Origin of the sequence: Amycolatopsis sp. CA-230715, assembly GCF_018736145.1 — a bacterium.
Classification (GTDB): domain Bacteria; phylum Actinomycetota; class Actinomycetes; order Mycobacteriales; family Pseudonocardiaceae; genus Amycolatopsis.
Genome location: NZ_CP059997.1, coordinates 8,369,099 through 8,385,787, shown reverse-complemented (window position 1 = coordinate 8,385,787; position 16,689 = coordinate 8,369,099). Strand labels below are relative to the sequence as shown.

The window sequence follows — 16,689 nt, the reverse complement described above, 5'->3', positions numbered from 1 at the left end:
AAGGATGACCTAATGGCTCTGGAGCTGCGGCAGCTGCGCTCGTTCCTGGCGGTGGCCACCGAACTGCACTTCAGCCGCGCGGCGCAGCGGTTGCACGTCAGCCAGTCCGCGCTGAGTCAGCAGATCAGGGCGCTCGAAGACAACCTCGGCGCCGTGCTGTTCTCCCGCACCAGCCGGATGGTCGAGCTGACCCCGGCGGGCCAGGCGCTGTTCGAAGCCGCGCCGCGGGTCCTGTTCGAAGCGGACCGGGCGATCGAACGGGTCCGCCAAGCGGCCAGCGGCACCGCGGGTGTGCTGGTGATCGGCGCGGTCGGCACGGCGCTGGCCAGCATCGCGCCGCGGATCATGCGGGCGGTGTGGGAGGACGCGCCCGATCTCCGGCTCGAAGTCACGCAGATGGACACGGCGGCGCAGCTCATCGCGCTCGCCGACAACCGGCTCGACGTCGCGCTCGTGCGCGAGGCGAGCCCGCATTCGGCGCTGCGGACCGAACCGCTCGTCTCGGAACCGCTCATGGTCGCGCTGCCCGAGGACCACCGGCTGGCGAACGACGAGCAGATCCGCCCGGAGGACCTGGCGGGTGAGCCGTTCGTGCTGTGGCCGCGCCCGCTCGGCGCCGAGTTCTTCGACATCATCACCGGCTACTGCCGGGAGCACGGATTCAGCCCGCGCATCGTCGCCGAGGGCACCGACATCGAAACCCAGCTCGGCCTGGTGGCCAGCGGGATGGGTGTTTCGCTGCAGCCGGCGTTCTACGCGAACCTGCGGATGGTGGGCGTCGGGTTCCGCCCACTGGCCGGACCGGCGCCGCAGATCGCGCTGCAGGTCGCGTGGCGGCGCGACGACACCTCGGCCGCGGTGCGGCGGTTCGTCACCGCGGCGCTCGCCGTCGCGCAAACCATCGAGTGATCAGCGGCCTGCCATGCGACGTCGGTGCGCCGCGCCGATCACGGTCGCGTTGACGGTTTCGGCGTCCCAGTCGGCGGTCTCGAGGTCGTCCACCTGCTCGACGAGCGCGTCGCCCGCCTGCGTGCTGGCGACCACCACGTCGCCGAGCGCGCCGTCCGCGCCCACGAGCACCACCCGCGCGCCCACGCGCCCGATGTTCTCGACGACCGCTTTGGACGGTTTGCCGTGCGCGGCGACGAACTGGCGCGCCGCGGTCACCTGCCGCGCCGTCGGTACCTGCGGGGTCTCTTCGCTCTGCTCAGCCACGCCGCCGATCCTAGCCAGCTCACCGCGCGAGCGCTGCGGTGCCGATCACGGGAACATGATCCGGTGCGACCGGGTTGCACCGGAAAACGCTTCGCCTACGAACGTGAGGAGTACGAATGCCCCAGGCAGTGCGGGTGACGCGCACCGGTGGTCCCGAGGTGCTGGACGTGGCCGAGGTCGAGGTCGGCGAGCCGGGCGCCGGTGAGCTGCTGGTCGATGTGGCGGCGGCGGGCGTCAACTACATCGACACCTACCAGCGCGCGGGCATCTACCCGATCGAGCTGCCGTTCACCCTCGGCATGGAGGGCGCGGGCACCATCGCCGCCGTCGGCGCCGACGTCACCGGGTTCGCGGTCGGCGAGCGGGTGGCGTGGCAGGGCGCGCTCGGCAGCTACGCGCAGCGCGCGCTCGTGCCCGCGCGCATCGCGGTCAAGGTGCCCGACCCGGTCTCGGACGAGGTCGCCGCCGCGACCCTGCTGCAGGGGATCACCGCGCACTACCTCGTCGCGTCGACCTACCGGGTCTCCGACGGCGACACGATTCTCGTGCACGCCGCGGCGGGCGGGGTCGGGCTGCTGCTGATCCAGCTCGCGAAGGCACGCGGCGCGCGCGTGATCGGGACGGTGTCCACCGAGGAGAAGGAACAGCTGGCCCGTGGCGCGGGCGCGGACGAGGTGATCCGCTACGACGAAGTCGACTTCGCCGAGGCCGTGCGGGAGCTGACCGGCGGCGAGGGCGTTTCGGTGGTGTACGACGGGGTCGGCAAGTCCACAGTGGACGGAAGCCTGAAGAGCCTGAAGCGGCGCGGGCTGCTCGCGCTGTTCGGCGCGGCGAGCGGCCCGGTGCCGCCGATCGACCCGCAGCGCCTCAACTCCGGCGGCTCCCTGTACCTGACCCGGCCGACCGCGGCCGACTACACGGCCACCCGCGAGGAACTCGACTGGCGCGCGAAGGAGTTGTTCGACGCCATCATCGACGGCTCGCTCGACATCCGGATCGGCGGCCGGTACCCGCTCGCCGACGCCCGCACCGCGCACGAGGACCTGCAAGGCCGCCGCACCACCGGCAAGCTCCTGCTCATCCCCTGACCCTGACGGGCCACGGAAAGTCCCTGAAGGCCACCTTGACGGCACTGAATGCCCGAATCTCGGCCTTCGCGACCTCACGTTCCCGAGGAGGGACACGTTCCCGAGAAGGGGCCCCGCATCGCGATGCCCTGAAGGTCACCTTCACGGCACTGAATGCCGTGAAGGCCACCTTCAGGGCATTGCCAGCATCGTGCCGCCAGCCGCGAAGGGAACATTTGGGGCACTGAATGCCGTGAAGGTGGCCTTCAGGGATGAGCGGCCGCCGGGGAAGCGGGTCAGCTGACCTTGGCGGCGTCCACCACGAAGACGAGCGTCTCGTTCGGCTTGATCTGACCGCCGCCCGCGCCCTTCTCCTTGTAGCCGAGCGCGGGCGGGATGATCAGCAGGCGCCGCGCGCCCTGCTTGATCCCGACCAGCCCCTGGTCCCAGCCCGGGATGACGTCGCCGCCGCCGAGGTTCAGCTTGAAGGCCTCACCCCGGTCGTAGGAGTTGTCCTTGACCGCCTTGTCCGACCAGGTCACCAGCTCGTAGTTCATCTCGAGCTGGCTGCCCGCCTTCGCCTCCGCGCCGGTGCCGGGCTTGAGGTCCTTGCTGACCAGCTTGGCGGGCGGCTTGCAGGTGTCCGGAATGGTGATCTCCGGCTTCTTGCCGGGATCCCCGGTGACCTTGATGTCGTCCGCGGTGCACTCCTTGCCCTGCGCCTCGGGCTGCGCGGTGGCGCCCCCGGACGGCGGGGCCTGCGAGGCGGACGAGGGCGCTCCAGCCGGTGCCGGCGCGGACACGGTCGGGCCGGTGCCGGGCGCGTCCGGCGAAGGCTCCTCCGAGTTGGCGCAGGCACCCAGGCTCAGCGCGGCGGCGACGGCCGCGATCATGATCTTGCCAGCGTTACGCATGGCGCTCACCTTATCCGGGCGCTTGAACCGGCTCGCTCGCGGCCGAAAGTGCTGGCGAAAGCGGGCCCTCGTGCACGATCCCGAGCCGCTTGGTGGCACGGGTCAGCGCGACGTAGAGATCGTTCCACCCCCGCGTCGACCCGCTCGTGATCTCCTCCGGCGCGACCACGACCACCGCGTCGTATTCGAGCCCCTTCGCCTCTTCGACGGCCAGCACGGACAGCCGCTCGCCCTGCGCTTCGAGCAGCCCCGCGAACGCGTCCCGCACCTCCCCGAGCCTGCCCTGCGGCGCCAGCACCGCCACCGTTCCGCCGTCCGCGGCGGCCAGTTCGGCTTCCGCGAACGACGGCAGCGCGGCATCGGCCGCCTCGGCCCGCCACGGCCGGATTCCGGTGTCACGCACCGAAGTCGGCGCGCTCAGCTCGGGATCGACCTCGCGCAGCGCCACCGCGGCGAGCGCCATCACCTCCGACGGCGTCCGGTAGTTGACGGTCAGCTCGCGCAACCGCCAGCGGTCCCCGACATACGGGCTCAGCATCTCGTCCCACGAGGACGCCCCCGCGGGCGCGCCGGTCTGCGCGACGTCGCCGACGAGCGTCATCGACCGCGACGGGCACCGCCGCATCAGCAGCCGCCAGTCCATGGGGGACAGCTCCTGCGCCTCGTCGACGATCACGTGCCCGAACGTCCAGGTCCGGTCCCGTGCAGCGCGCTGCGCCGCGGTGAGCGCGCTGCGGCGTTCCTGGCGCTCGGCGAACAGCTCCGCGTCCAGGATGTCGCCGACGCGCAGGATCTCCTCGTCGGCGAGTTCGTCGTCCTGTTCCATGATGTGCAGCACGCCCTCGGCGTAGGCGCGCTCTTCTCGTTCCCGCTTGGCCTGCTTGGCTTTCTGGTCGGCGTCGTCCTCGCCGAGCAGCTCGGCCAGTTCGTCGAGCAGCGGCATGTCCGCCGGGGTCCACGGCGACCGCACCGTTCGGACGAGCGAGCCGCGTTCGGCCTCGGTGAGCCACTCCCCCGCAGCCGACGCGATGCGCTCGGCCGAGGCGTAGAACTCACGCAGGAACCGTTGCGGCGTAACGGTCGGCCACAGCGATTCGATCGCCTCGCGCACCTCGGGCGAATTCGCCAGCTCGGCGCGGATCTCGTCCACATCCCGGGTGTCGAGCACCGTCGCGTCCGTGGATTCCCCTTCCGCGAACGGGATTTCGGGCACGTCTTCGAACAGGTCGACCTCGAGGTGCTCGGTGACCTGCTCGGTCAACGCGTCGACCACCGAGTCGGCGAAGACCCGGCGCGCGACGTTGTGCGGACGCAGGGTCGCGCGCGCCTTCTCGCGGGCTCGCTCGGCGATTTCCCAGGTGAGCCGCAGCTTTTCCCCTTCCACGTCGATCTCGATGACCTCGTCCGGAACGCGCTGGCTGTCCCGCACCGCGGCGGTGAGCACGTCCACCATCGCGAGGCGGCCCTTCACCTCGGCCGTTTCGCGGGAATCGGTGCCGCGCGCGGTCGCGCCGGGGAAGAGCTGGCCCGTGGTGGCCAGCAGCACACCGGTCTCACCGAGCGACGGCAGCACCTGCCCGATATAGCGCAGGAAGGTGCTGTTGGGCCCCACCACGAGCACGCCGCGGCTCGCGAGCTGCTGCCGGTAGGTGTAGAGCAGGTACGCCGCGCGGTGCAGCGCCACGGCCGTCTTCCCGGTACCGGGACCGCCTTGCACGACCAGCACCCCGCCAAGTTCGTCGCGGATGATCTCGTCCTGTTCGGCCTGGATCGTGGCGACGATGTCGCTCATCTCACCCGTGCGCTTTTGCTCGAGCGCGGCGAGCAGCGCCGCCTCGCCCGCGAGGCCGAGGTCGTGGCCCTGGTCCGCCGCGTGCAGGTCGAGGATCTCGTCGTCGACGCCGACGACCTTCCTGCTCAGCGTGCGGATGTGCCGTCGCCGCCGCACCCCTTCCGGCGAAGCCGCGGTGGCCAGGTAGAACGGCCGCGCGGCCGGTGCGCGCCAGTCGAGCAGGAGCGGTTCGTAGTCGTGGTCCTCGTCGAACAGGCCGAGCCTGCCGACGTAGGTCGTTTCGCTGTCGTGGAAGTCGAGCCTGCCGAAGCACAGGCCCTGTTCGACGGAGCCGAGCTGCGCGAGCCGCTCCGAATGGGTGCTGGTGGCGACGTCGCGTTCCGTCCGCGCCTGCGGGGTTCCGCCGGACTGCCCGAGGACCGCGTCGAGCCGTGTCTGGGCGAGCTCCCGTTCTTCGTCGAGCTTGGCGTACAACCCGTTGACGTACCGCTGTTCGCGGGTGATTTCGTCGGTCCCTGGTTCCCGGTCTGAGTGCTGCTGGGTCGAGGACACGGTCAAGCCGGACCTACTTTCGGAGGTGGGAGGGTTCGTGGACGCTCAACGAACCTCATCGCGCCAAGATTCCCGGATGTAACACCTTTTTTTCGACCAATTACCCAGGTCAGAAGCTTGACATCGGGTGTGGGACAATGTCTTCAGGAGGACAGCCCACGCACAAACCCTTCCCATGCGAGCGCGGGAAGCACGAGTGCGGGCAAGGTGGGTGCCTTGGAATCCCGTACGCCCACAGCGCCGGTAGCAAAAGTCACCTCGACGCAGTTGGCGGTGTCGTCGCTGTAGCTGCTTTTGAACCAGTGGGGACTGGGGAGATCGCGCGGAATCATGGAGACATGATCCCATGCCCGCTCACGAGAGGCGTGCGGCAGCCGCCGCGATCAACTCCACGGATTCATCGGGTCCGTGCGACAGTTCGACCAGAGTCGCCCATGCCTGCGTGTAGACCTCGATGTGTTCTTCCTCATCCAGGAAAAGGCTCGAAACCTTGTTCTCCAGCAGCACGAGACTGGCTTCATCGTCGTACTCCAGGATCGTGAACGCCCCGGAATGACCGGGATGCAGACCGGCCTCCGTCGGGATCACCTGGATGGTGACGTGCTCCTGAGCAGCTCCGTCCACGAGCCTGCGCAGCTGCCGAGCCTGTGCCCCGGCGGAACCGAATGGTTGGTCAAGGATGCTTTCGTTCAGGATCACCTTGAGCCCCAACGGTTTTGACCGCGAGAGCACGCCCTGGCGGGCCATTCGACTGGCCACTCGGGCATCTACTTCATCCGGCGAAAGTCCAGTTCCCGTCGATTCGATGATCGCCTTGGCGTACTCAGGTGTCTGAAGCAGGCCAGGAATCACCAACGGCGCGTACTTGAGCACACCACTCGCTTCGTCCTCGAAGTCGACCCAGGTCTGCCAGTCTGCGGGCATGTTGGGCGCGGTCATGCGCAGCCAGCCGCGTTGCTCGGCATGCCGGGCGATGTCCATGATCTCGACGCGCCGCCGCGCGGAGACGCGGTAAAAGTCGAGGATCTTCTCCAGATCGTCCAGGTAGAAGCCGATTTCGGCGTTCTCCATGCGGTTGACCTTGCTCGCCGACATGTCGGTCTGCCTGCTCACCTCGGCCGCGCTCAGCCCGCTGGCCGCCCGCAACCGGCGCAGCAGGATCGCCAACCTGCGGGACTTCACCGAAGGACCGGCACGACGGGCCACGCTCCACCTCCACGATCGGGACTGGCGCCAGTCAACTCCACCGCGGTGAACATAGCCAGGCCCCTCACTCGAACGAGGGATTGCCGCTAAATCTGACTTGCATCAATATTTGCCGGGACACTAGGCCAGTGAAGGGACCCTCATGGACGGCGACATCTCAGTGCTCACCCAGAACTCACCCCGGCGCGAGTGGCTCGTCCGCTGCTACGACAGCAACCTGCGGCTGGGGGTCTGCGCGGTCGAGGCCAACAACGGCGAGATCTCGATCGCCGGGCCGGACGACGAGTTCTTCACTCTGTCCCAGCACGACATCGTCGCATTCCAAAGCGCACTGAACGCCGCCATCACCCAAGCCGCACAAGACATCGAGGCGGCGAAGCCCTGACGAACGATGTCTGTCAGAACGGGAGGCCGAGCGTCGGCAAACCGATCGCGGAGTCCACGGCCAGTGCCACGAACACGATCATCAGGTACGTGTTCGACCGGTGGAACAGGGCCATCGGGTTCGTCTTTTCCCCGCGCCGCACCGAGTTGTACAGGCTGTGCGCGTAGAACAGGAACCAGGCGCCCGCCAGTGCGGCGAACGCGGCGTAGAGCCAGCTCGTCGCCGGGGCCAGCAGCAGCGTCCAGGCCACCATCACCCACGAGTAGATGACGATCTGCTTCGCCACGTGCTGCGCGGTGGCCACCACCGGCAGCATCGGCACGCCCGCGCGCTCGTAGTCGTCGCGGTACTTCATCGCGAGCGCCCAGGTGTGCGGCGGCGTCCAGAAGAAGATCACACCGAACATCACGAACGCGGGCCACTGCACCGTGCCGGTGACCGCGGCCCAGCCGATCACCACCGGCATGCAGCCCGCGGCGCCGCCCCAAACCACGTTCTGCGCGGTGCGCCGCTTCAGCACGAGCGTGTAAACGAAGATGTAGAACAGGATCGTCGCGATCGCGAGGATCCCGGCGAGCAGGTTCACCGTGAAGTACAGCATCGCGAACGAGCCGACGCCGAGCACGAGCCCGAAGATCAGCGCGCCGGTCTTCGGCACCGAGTCCCGCACCAGCGGGCGGCGCTTGGTGCGGTTCATCACCTTGTCGATGTCGGCGTCGATCACGCAGTTGAGCGCGTTCGCGCTGCCCGCGGCCATCGTGCCGCCGACGAGCGTGACCAGCACCAGCCACGGCGACGGAATGTCGCGCGCGGCAAGGAACATCGCCGGAATCGTGGTGACGAGCAGCAGCTCGATCACCCTCGGCTTCGCGAGCGCGGCGTACGCGCCGACGACCTGGCGTACGGTTCGCCTGCCACCGCGCGGCTGTTCGGTCGGCGGGTGCACGGCGCTGGTGTCATCACTGCGGCCGTGCGCAGCGTTCACCAACGACACTCTCACTCCCTGCGTCAGTTTCGGGCGGTGTGACGCCCGTCAACTTCCGTGGCGGAGGCGGTACACCGAGCGGGCGGCAAGCCCGCAACCGATCGTAATCGGCGGTTCCCGAGTCCCCGTTCCGGGGTACCGGCGTGTTGCTGACCGATCGCACGGGTACCCGAACCACTAGGCTGACCGCGACGGTCTTGACAGCAGTCGCGCGGCCCTTCTGCGCGCAGGCCGGAGCGGGAATATCCTGCCTTCCGGATCGATTTAGACCAGTAGGCACAGTCAGATCAAACGCATGAAGACGGGGAGTTCGAGTTCAGTGTCAGAAACCGCCTCTACCAGCGAGAACAACCCATTGCTCCGACGCAACGTGCCTTCGGACTGGACCGAGACCGACACGCGCGCGGTCGACACGGTGCGGGTGCTCGCCGCCGACGCCGTGGAGAACTGCGGCAGCGGCCACCCCGGCACCGCGATGAGCCTGGCCCCGCTGGCCTACACGCTCTTCCAGCGCGAGTTGCGGCACGACCCCGCCGACCCGGACTGGCCAGCGCGCGACCGGTTCGTGCTCTCCGCCGGGCACAGCAGCCTGACCCTCTACATCCAGCTCTTCCTGGCGGGCTACGGCCTCGAGGTCGAGGACCTCAAGCAGCTGCGCAAGTGGGGCTCCAAGACCCCCGGCCACCCGGAGTACCGGCACACCCCCGGCGTCGAGACGACCACCGGGCCGCTCGGCCAGGGCCTGGCGAACGCGGTCGGCATGGCGATGGCGGCCCGCCGCGAGCGCGGCCTGCTCGACCCCGACGCGGCCCCCGGCGAGAGCATCTTCGACCACAACATCTTCGTGATCGCCTCCGACGGTGACATCGAAGAGGGCGTCACCTCCGAGGCGTCGTCGATCGCCGGCCGCCAGGAACTCGGGAACCTGATCGTCTTCTACGACGACAACAAGATCTCGATCGAAGACGACACGAACATCGCGCTGTCCGAGGACACCGCGAAGCGCTACGAGGCCTACGGCTGGCACGTCCAGGTCGTCGAAGGCGGCGAGGACGTCGTCGCGATCGAAGAGGCGATCGCGGCCGCGAAGGCCGAGACGCAGCGCCCGTCGTTCATCCTGCTGCGCACCGTCATCGGCTACCCCGCACCGACCAAAATGGACACCGGCAAGGCGCACGGCGCCGCGCTGGGCGCCGAAGAAGTCGCCGGGGTGAAGAAGATCCTCGGCTTCGACCCCGAGCGCACCTTCCAGGTCGACGACGAGGTCATCGCGCACACCCGCAAGGCGGCCGAGCGCGGCAAGGCCGAGCGCGCGAAGTGGCAGGAGCAGTTCGACGCGTGGGCCGCGGCGAACCCGGAGCGCAAGGCACTCGCCGATCGCCTGTCCACCAGGACGCTGCCGGACGGCTGGGCCGACAACTTGCCGAGCTGGGACGTCGACCCGAAGGGCGTCGCGACCCGCAAGGCCTCCGGCGCGGTGCTCTCCGCCGTCGCCGACGCGCTTCCCGAGCTGTGGGGCGGTTCGGCCGACCTCGCGGAGAGCAACAACACCACCATGAAGGGCGCCGACTCGTTCGGCCCCGAGAAGGCTTCCACGGACATGTGGAAGGCGAACCCGTACGGCCGCACCCTCCACTTCGGAGTGCGCGAGCACGCGATGGGCTCGATCCTCAACGGGATCGCGCTGCACGGCGGCACCCGTCCCTACGGCGCCACGTTCCTCATCTTCAGCGACTACATGCGGCCCCCGGTCCGCCTCGCCGCGCTGATGAAGGCGCCGGTGATCTACGTGTGGACGCACGACTCGATCGGGCTCGGCGAGGACGGCCCGACGCACCAGCCGATCGAGCAGCTCTCCGCGCTGCGCGCGATCCCCGGCCTCAACGTGGTCCGCCCCGCCGACGCCAACGAGACCGCGGCGGCGTGGAAGGCCGTGCTGGAGGACAACGAGCACCCGTCGGGTCTCGCGCTCACGCGCCAGAACCTGCCGGTGCTGGAAGGCACCAGCGCCGAGGGCGTCGCCAAGGGCGGGTACGTCCTCGCCGAAGCGTCCGGCGCCACCCCGGACGTGGTGCTGATCGCGACCGGCTCCGAGGTCCAGCTCGCCGTCGAGGCGCGCACGAAGCTCGAAGCCGACGGCGTCGCGACGCGGGTCGTCTCGATGCCGTGCGTCGAGTGGTTCGACGCGCAGAGCCAGGCCTACCGCGAGCAGGTGATCCCGTCCTCGGTGAAGGCCAGGGTCTCCGTGGAGGCCGGTATCGCGCAGCCGTGGCACAAGTTCGTCGGCGACCACGGCGAAACCGTTTCCATCGAGCACTTCGGCGCCTCCGCCGACTACCAGACCCTGTTCCGCGAGTTCGGTTTCACCGCGGACGCGGTCGTCGACGCGGCGCGCCGTTCGCTCACCAAGACCAAGAACTCCTGACCTCAAAGGGGATGAAGCAGTCATGAGCACCACAGACCGGCTCGGCCAGCTTTCCGACGCGGGCGTCTCGATCTGGCTCGACGACCTGTCAAGGGAGCGCCTGAACTCCGGCAACCTCGCCGGGCTCATCCGCGACAAGCACGTCGTCGGCGTCACCACCAACCCGACGATCTTCGCCAACGCGCTCGCCGACGGCGAGGCCTACGACGAGCAGGTCCGCGAGCTCGCTTCCCGTGGCGCCGGGCTCGACGCCGCCGTGCGCGAGCTCACCACGACCGACGTCCGCAACGCCGCCGATCTCTTCCGCGACGTCTACACCGCCACCAACGGCGTGGACGGCCGGGTCTCGATCGAGGTCGACCCGCGGCTGGCGAAGGACACCGACAAGACCGTCGCCGAGGCGCAGGACCTCTGGAAGACCGTGGACCGGCCGAACCTGCTGGTGAAGATCCCGGCGACGGAGGAAGGCCTCCCCGCGATCACCCGCACGCTCGCCGAGGGCATCAGCGTCAACGTCACGCTGATCTTCTCCGTGGAGCGGTACGAAGCGGTCATCGACGCGTTCTTCGCCGGCCTGGAGCAGGCGAAGGCGAACGGCCACGACCTCAAGGGCATCCACTCCGTCGCGTCGTTCTTCGTGTCGCGTGTGGACGCTGAGGTCGACAAGCGGCTCGAGGCCATCGGAACCGAAGAAGCAAAAGCCTTGCGAGGCAAGGCGGCGATCGCCAACGCGCTGCTCGCCTACGATGCCTTCGAGAAGAAGTTCGCGACGGACCGCTGGAAGGCTCTCGCCGCGGACGGCGCCAACGCGCAGCGTCCACTGTGGGCATCCACCGGGGTGAAGAGCCCGGAGTACTCCGACACCCGCTACGTCGACCAGCTCGTGGTCCGCGACACGGTGAACACCATGCCGGAGAAGACGATGGACGCCACCGCGGACCACGCCGAGATCACCGGTGACACGGTGTCGGGCAAGGGTGCCGAGGCGCAGCAGGTGTTCGACCAGCTTTCGGCGGCGGGCATCGACGTCGCGGATGTCTTCCTCACGCTGGAGAACGAGGGCGTGGAGAAGTTCGAGAAGTCGTGGAGCGATCTCCTCGAATCCGTCACCGGCCAGCTCGACAAGGCGAAGGGCTGAACCAGGACCATGGCAGGGCAGGAAACGGGTGTCGGCGTGGAGCTCGTCGACGCCGCGCTGGAAGGGAAAGCGGCCGAACTCGTCACGAAGCTGGTCGAAGACGGAGCCGCGTCGAAGCTCGCCGCGCAGGACCCCACCCTGTGGGGTTCCGACGCGGAGTCCGAGGCGTCGATCCGGTTGTCCTGGACCACGTTGCACAAGAGTTCGCGCCCGCTGATCGGCGAGATCGAGGCGCTGCGCACCGAACTGCAGGCCGAGGGCGTCGACCGCGTGGTACTGGCCGGGATGGGCGGCTCGTCGCTCGCCCCCGAGGTGATCACCGGGACCGACCAGGTGGCGCTGACCGTGCTCGACACGACCGACGCCGGTCAGGTCGAAGACGCGCTCGCGGGTGATCTCGACCGGACCGTGATCGTGGTGTCGTCGAAGTCGGGAGGCACCGTCGAGACCGACAGCCACCGCCGGATCTTTGCGAAAGCGTTCTCCGACAACGGAATCGACGCCGCGAGCCGGATCGTCGTGGTCACCGACCCCGGCTCGCCGCTCGCCGAGCTGGCCGCGAAAGAGGGCTACCGCAAGGTGTTCCTCGCCGACCCGAACGTGGGTGGCCGGTACTCGGCGCTCACCGCGTTCGGGCTGGTTCCGGCCGGGCTCGCGGGCGCGGACGTGGCGCGACTGCTCGACCAGGCCGCGGGTGCGGCCGGAGAACTCGGCGCGGACTCCCCCGAAAACCCGGCGGTGCGGCTCGCCGCGGCGCTGGGCGCGGCGCACGCCGACGGTGCGGAGAAGGTCGTCCTCGCCGACACCGGCTCCGGCATCGCCGGTTTCGCCGACTGGGCCGAGCAGTTGATCGCCGAGTCCACCGGCAAGCAGGGCACCGGACTGCTGCCAGTGGCCGTGGAGGGCCAGGACGCACCGGGCTTCGCCGACGCCCGCGCCGACGCCACCCCGGTGGCGATCGGCCCCGCGAGCGGCAACGCCAAGATCGCCACCACCGGTTCGCTCGGCGCGCAGATGCTGTTGTGGGAGTTCGCCACCGCGCTCGCGGGCAGGCTGCTCGGGATCAACCCGTTCGACCAGCCCGACGTCGAAGCGGCCAAGAAGGCCGCACGGTCCCTTTTGGACAACCCTGCCGCGCTCGAAGGCGGCGCCGAACCGTCCTCTGTGGATGGTGCGGTGGAGATCCACCCGTCGGACGGGGTCACCGGCACCGGCTCGCTCGGCGAGATCGTCAAGGCGTTCCTGGACTCCGCACCGGAAACCGGCTACATCGCGGTGCAGGCCTACCTCGACCGACTCGACGACGCTTCGGCGGCGCTGCTGCGCTCCGAGGTCGCGAAGCGGACCGGCCGCCAGACCACCTTCGGCTGGGGCCCGCGGTTCCTGCACTCGACCGGCCAGTACCACAAGGGCGGTCACCAGAACGGCGTCTTCCTCCAGATCACCGGCGCGGTGGAAACCGATCTCGCGGTGCCGGACCGGCCGTACACGCTAGGCCAGCTCCAGCACGCGCAGGCGCTCGGCGACGGCCAGGTCCTCGCCGAGCACGGCAGGCCCGTGCTGCGCCTGCACTTCACCGACCGCGCCGCCGGGCTGGCCCAGCTGGTCTCGGCGATCCAGGAGGCGATCAAGTGAGCAGGCAGTGGACGAACCCACTGCGGGACCCGCGTGACAAGCGGCTGCCCAGGATCGCGGGGCCGTCCGGCCTGGTGATCTTCGGGGTCACCGGCGACTTGTCCCGCAAGAAGCTGATGCCCGCGATCTACGATCTCGCGCACCGCGGACTGCTGCCGGCCGGGTTCTCGCTCGTCGGGTTCGCCCGCCGCGACTGGGAGCACCAGGACTTCGGCGAGCTGGTGCACGACTCCGTCGCCGAGCACGCCCGCACCCCGTTCCGCGAGTCGGTGTGGAACCGGCTCGCGGAGGGGATCCGGTTCGTGCAAGGCAGTTTCGACGACGACGACGCCTTCGACCGGCTCGCGCAGACGGTCAGGGACCTCGACGCGGAGCGCGGCACCGGTGGCAACACCGCGTTCTACCTGTCGATCCCGCCCGGCGCGTTCCCGGTGGTCACCAAGCAGCTCGCCAGGTCGGGGCTGGCGAACGCGGACGAGGACACCTGGCGCCGCGTCGTCATCGAGAAGCCGTTCGGCCACGATCTCAAGAGCGCCAAGGAGCTCAACGGGATCGTCAACGACGTCTTCCCCGAGGAGTCGGTGTTCCGCATCGACCACTACCTCGGCAAGGAAACCGTCCAGAACATCCTGGCGCTGCGCTTCGCGAACCAGATGTTCGAGCCGGTGTGGAACGCCAACTACGTCGACCACGTGCAGATCACCATGGCCGAGGACATCGGCCTCGGTGGCCGCGCGGGGTACTACGACGGCATCGGCGCCGCGCGCGACGTCATCCAGAACCACCTGCTGCAGTTGCTCGCCTTCACTGCGATGGAGGAGCCGCTGTCCTTCGAGCCGCGCGCGCTGCGGGCGGAGAAGGTGAAGGTGCTGGCCGCGACGAAGCCGATCGGGCCACTGGACCAGACCACCGCGCGCGGGCAGTACTCGGGCGGCTGGCAGGGCGGTACTAAGGTGCCCGGCCTGTTGCAGGAGGGCGGGTTCGCGAAGGACTCGAAGACCGAGACCTACGCGGCCGTGACGCTGGGCGTGCACAACCGCCGGTGGGCCGGGGTGCCGTTCTACCTGCGCACCGGCAAGCGGCTCGGCCGCAGGGTCACCGAGATCGCGGTCGTGTTCAAGCGCGCGCCGCACCTGCCGTTCGACTCCACGGCCACCGAGGAACTGGGCCAGAACGCATTGGTGATCCGGGTTCAGCCGGACGAGGGCGTGACACTGCGGTTCGGCTCCAAGGTGCCCGGCACCACGATGGAGGTCCGCGACGTCACGATGGACTTCGGCTACGGCCACGCGTTCACCGAGTCTTCGCCGGAGGCCTACGAACGCCTGATCCTGGACGTGCTGCTCGGCGAGCCTTCGCTGTTCCCGGTGAACGAAGAGGTCGAGCTGTCCTGGAACATCCTCGACCCGATCCTCGACCACTGGGCGAAGAAGGGCGAGCCGGAAACGTACACGCCCGGTTCGTGGGGTCCGCCTTCGGCCGACGAAATGCTGGAGCGCGACGGCCGGAAATGGAGGCGCCCGTGATCATCGATCTTCCTTCCACCACTACGTCGCAGCTCAACAAGAAACTCGTGGAGCTGCGCGAGCGCGGCGGCGCCGTGGCGCTGGGCAGGGTGCTTACCCTGGTCATCGCGGCGGATGACGACGACAAGCTCGAAGAGGCCATAGACGCCGCGAACGAAGCGAGCCGGGAGCACCCGTCGCGGGTGATCGTGGTCGCGAAGGGCGCCCGCACCGCGGGTGCCAGGATCGACGGCCAGATCAGGGTCGGCGGTGACGCGGGTGCCAGCGAGGTGATCGTGCTGCGCCTGTACGGGCCGCTCGCCGCGCAGGGGCAGAGCGCGGTCGTGCCGCTGCTGCTGCCGGACGCGCCGATCGTCACCTGGTGGCCCGGCACCGGCCCGAAGGCACCGGCGAAGGACCCGCTCGGGGAGCTGGCGCAGCGCCGGATCACCGACTCCGCCGCCGAGCGCAACCCGATCAGGGCGCTCACCACCCGCGCGAAGTCCTATGTGGAGGGTGACACGGACCTGGCGTGGACGCGGCTGACGCGCTGGCGCGCGCAGCTCGTGTCGGCTCTCGACCTTCCGCCGTACGAGAAGGTGCAGTCGGCGACGGTGACCGGCGAAGCGGATTCGCCGTCCACGGAACTGCTCGCGGGCTGGCTCGCGGCGTACCTGAAGGTTCCGGTCAAGCGGGTCAAGACGAGCAGTGCGCAGGGCATCGTTTCGGTGACCCTCGAACGCCGGTCCGGCACGATCGAACTGCACCGGCCCGACGGCCGCGTCGGCACGCTGACCCAGCCCGGCCAGCCGACGAGGCGGATCGCGTTGCAGCGCAGGGACACGAAGGACTGCCTGATCGAGGAGCTGCGCAGGCTCGATCCCGACGAGATCTACGAAGCGTCGCTCGGCGGGCTCGGCAAGTTCGCCGCGGGAGCCGCCAAGTCCGCCGCGAAACCGGCCGCCGCCAGGAAGAAGGCGACCACCACCACGCCCGCGGCTGCCGCCGCCGCGGCAGGGAAGGGCGAGGCGTGAGTAAGACCGAGGTCGTCGTCTACGCGAACACCGAGCTGCTCGCGGCCGCGGCCGCGGCGCGGCTGGTCACCAAGCTGGTCGACGTGCAGGCGGCCAAGGGATCCGCGTCGCTCGTGCTCACCGGCGGCGGCACCGGGATCGCGGTGCTCGAACAGCTCCGCGATTCGGCCGCGCGGGACGCCATCGACTGGTCGCGGCTGGACGTCTACTGGGGCGACGAGCGGTTCGTCCCGGCGGACAGCGACGACCGCAACGAGAAGCAGGCGCGCGAAGCGCTGCTCGACCACGTGCCGCTGGACCCGGCGCGGGTGCACGCGATGGCGCCGTCGGACGGCGAGTTCGGCGACGACCCCGAAGCGGCCGCCGCCGCGTACGCGGAAGTGCTAGCGAAGAACGCGCAGCCCGAGGACCACGGCGACGTGCCGTCGTTCGACATCACGCTGCTCGGCCTCGGCGGCGAAGGCCACACCGCGTCGGTGTTCCCGGAGTCCCCCGCGGTCCACGAGACCGAGCGGACCGTGGTGGCCGTGCGGAACTGCCCGAAACCGCCGCCGACCCGGATCTCGCTGACCCTGCCGACGATCAGGCGCTCGCACGACGTGTGGCTGATGACCGGCGGCGAAGCGAAGGCGGACGCGGTGGCGCTGGCGCTCTCCGGCGCGGGCGAAGTGCAACTGCCGGTGGCGGGCGCCCGCGGCCAGCGGCGGACGCTGTGGCTGCTCGACCGGGCGGCGGCGGGCAAGCTCACCAAGGTGTACCGCCCGCCGATCTCCTGACTTCGATCGTTTTGCCCTGATGGCCACCATGACGGCATTCAGTGCCGTCATGGTGGTCAT

At 69.4% G+C, this 16,689-nt stretch carries 15 protein-coding genes; 9 read left to right on the top strand and 6 right to left on the bottom strand.

The features are described 5' to 3' along the window. Positions 1–12: 12 nt before the first annotated feature. Complete coding sequence (locus tag HUW46_RS39515; protein WP_215543793.1) at positions 13–909, top strand: LysR family transcriptional regulator; 897 nt, start codon at positions 13–15, stop codon at positions 907–909. Here HUW46_RS39515 and HUW46_RS39510 read toward each other — a convergent pair whose 3' ends face one another. Beyond that, positions 910–1,215, bottom strand: coding sequence for a hypothetical protein (locus tag HUW46_RS39510; protein WP_215543792.1), 306 nt, complete (start codon positions 1,213–1,215; stop codon positions 910–912). It lies immediately after the preceding gene. 116 nt (positions 1,216–1,331) lie between these two features. Here HUW46_RS39510 and HUW46_RS39505 point away from each other — a divergent pair, with 116 nt between their 5' ends. Continuing rightward, on the top strand, positions 1,332–2,303 hold the full coding sequence (locus HUW46_RS39505; protein WP_215543791.1) for a quinone oxidoreductase family protein: 972 nt from the start codon (positions 1,332–1,334) through the stop codon (positions 2,301–2,303). A 275-nt stretch (positions 2,304–2,578) separates the two neighbouring features. Here the strand turns inward: HUW46_RS39505 and HUW46_RS39500 are convergent, their stop codons facing one another. From HUW46_RS39500 to HUW46_RS39485, 4 genes are all read right to left on the bottom strand, one after another. After that, the gene (locus HUW46_RS39500) at positions 2,579–3,196 is read right to left on the bottom strand and encodes an FKBP-type peptidyl-prolyl cis-trans isomerase (protein WP_215543790.1); all 618 of its coding nucleotides are present in this window, start codon (positions 3,194–3,196) and stop codon (positions 2,579–2,581) included. A gap of 10 nt (positions 3,197–3,206) precedes the next feature. Continuing rightward, positions 3,207–5,540, bottom strand: coding sequence for an ATP-binding domain-containing protein (locus tag HUW46_RS39495; protein WP_215550395.1), 2,334 nt, complete (start codon positions 5,538–5,540; stop codon positions 3,207–3,209). A 143-nt stretch (positions 5,541–5,683) separates the two neighbouring features. After that, a complete protein-coding gene (locus tag HUW46_RS39490) occupies positions 5,684–5,872 on the bottom strand; it encodes a DUF397 domain-containing protein (RefSeq protein ID WP_215543789.1) in 189 nt (62 codons plus the stop codon). A 22-nt stretch (positions 5,873–5,894) separates the two neighbouring features. Next, positions 5,895–6,746 (bottom strand): helix-turn-helix domain-containing protein, encoded by an 852-nt coding sequence (locus HUW46_RS39485; RefSeq protein WP_215543788.1) that lies wholly within the window; start codon positions 6,744–6,746, stop codon positions 5,895–5,897. Between the two features lie 142 nt (positions 6,747–6,888). Here HUW46_RS39485 and HUW46_RS39480 point away from each other — a divergent pair, with 142 nt between their 5' ends. Beyond that, positions 6,889–7,131, top strand: coding sequence for a hypothetical protein (locus HUW46_RS39480; RefSeq protein WP_215543787.1), 243 nt, complete (start codon positions 6,889–6,891; stop codon positions 7,129–7,131). 13 nt (positions 7,132–7,144) lie between these two features. Here the strand turns inward: HUW46_RS39480 and HUW46_RS39475 are convergent, their stop codons facing one another. Beyond that, positions 7,145–8,125 (bottom strand): heme o synthase, encoded by a 981-nt coding sequence (locus HUW46_RS39475; protein WP_215543786.1) that lies wholly within the window; start codon positions 8,123–8,125, stop codon positions 7,145–7,147. Positions 8,126–8,435: 310 nt separating this feature from the next. On the opposite strand from HUW46_RS39475, the gene tkt reads away from it, so the two are divergent. Genes tkt through pgl form a run of 6 tightly spaced genes read left to right on the top strand, consistent with a single transcriptional unit; the run spans position 8,436 to position 16,629 of the window. Next, entirely contained in the window at positions 8,436–10,541 is a 2,106-nt protein-coding gene (tkt, locus tag HUW46_RS39470; protein WP_215543785.1) for a transketolase, read from the top strand. A gap of 22 nt (positions 10,542–10,563) precedes the next feature. Further along, on the top strand, positions 10,564–11,679 hold the full coding sequence (tal, locus tag HUW46_RS39465; RefSeq protein WP_215543784.1) for a transaldolase: 1,116 nt from the start codon (positions 10,564–10,566) through the stop codon (positions 11,677–11,679). A gap of 9 nt (positions 11,680–11,688) precedes the next feature. Next, complete coding sequence (locus tag HUW46_RS39460) at positions 11,689–13,314, top strand: glucose-6-phosphate isomerase (RefSeq protein ID WP_215543783.1); 1,626 nt, start codon at positions 11,689–11,691, stop codon at positions 13,312–13,314. Next, positions 13,311–14,840, top strand: coding sequence for a glucose-6-phosphate dehydrogenase (gene zwf, locus HUW46_RS39455; RefSeq protein WP_215543782.1), 1,530 nt, complete (start codon positions 13,311–13,313; stop codon positions 14,838–14,840). The genes HUW46_RS39460 and zwf overlap by 4 nt, the downstream gene beginning before the upstream one ends. Further along, entirely contained in the window at positions 14,837–15,853 is a 1,017-nt protein-coding gene (gene opcA / locus HUW46_RS39450) for a glucose-6-phosphate dehydrogenase assembly protein OpcA (protein ID WP_215543781.1), read from the top strand. Before zwf ends, opcA begins: the two co-directional genes overlap by 4 nt. After that, entirely contained in the window at positions 15,850–16,629 is a 780-nt protein-coding gene (gene pgl / locus HUW46_RS39445; RefSeq protein WP_215543780.1) for a 6-phosphogluconolactonase, read from the top strand. The genes opcA and pgl overlap by 4 nt, the downstream gene beginning before the upstream one ends. Positions 16,630–16,689 lie beyond the last annotated feature (60 nt).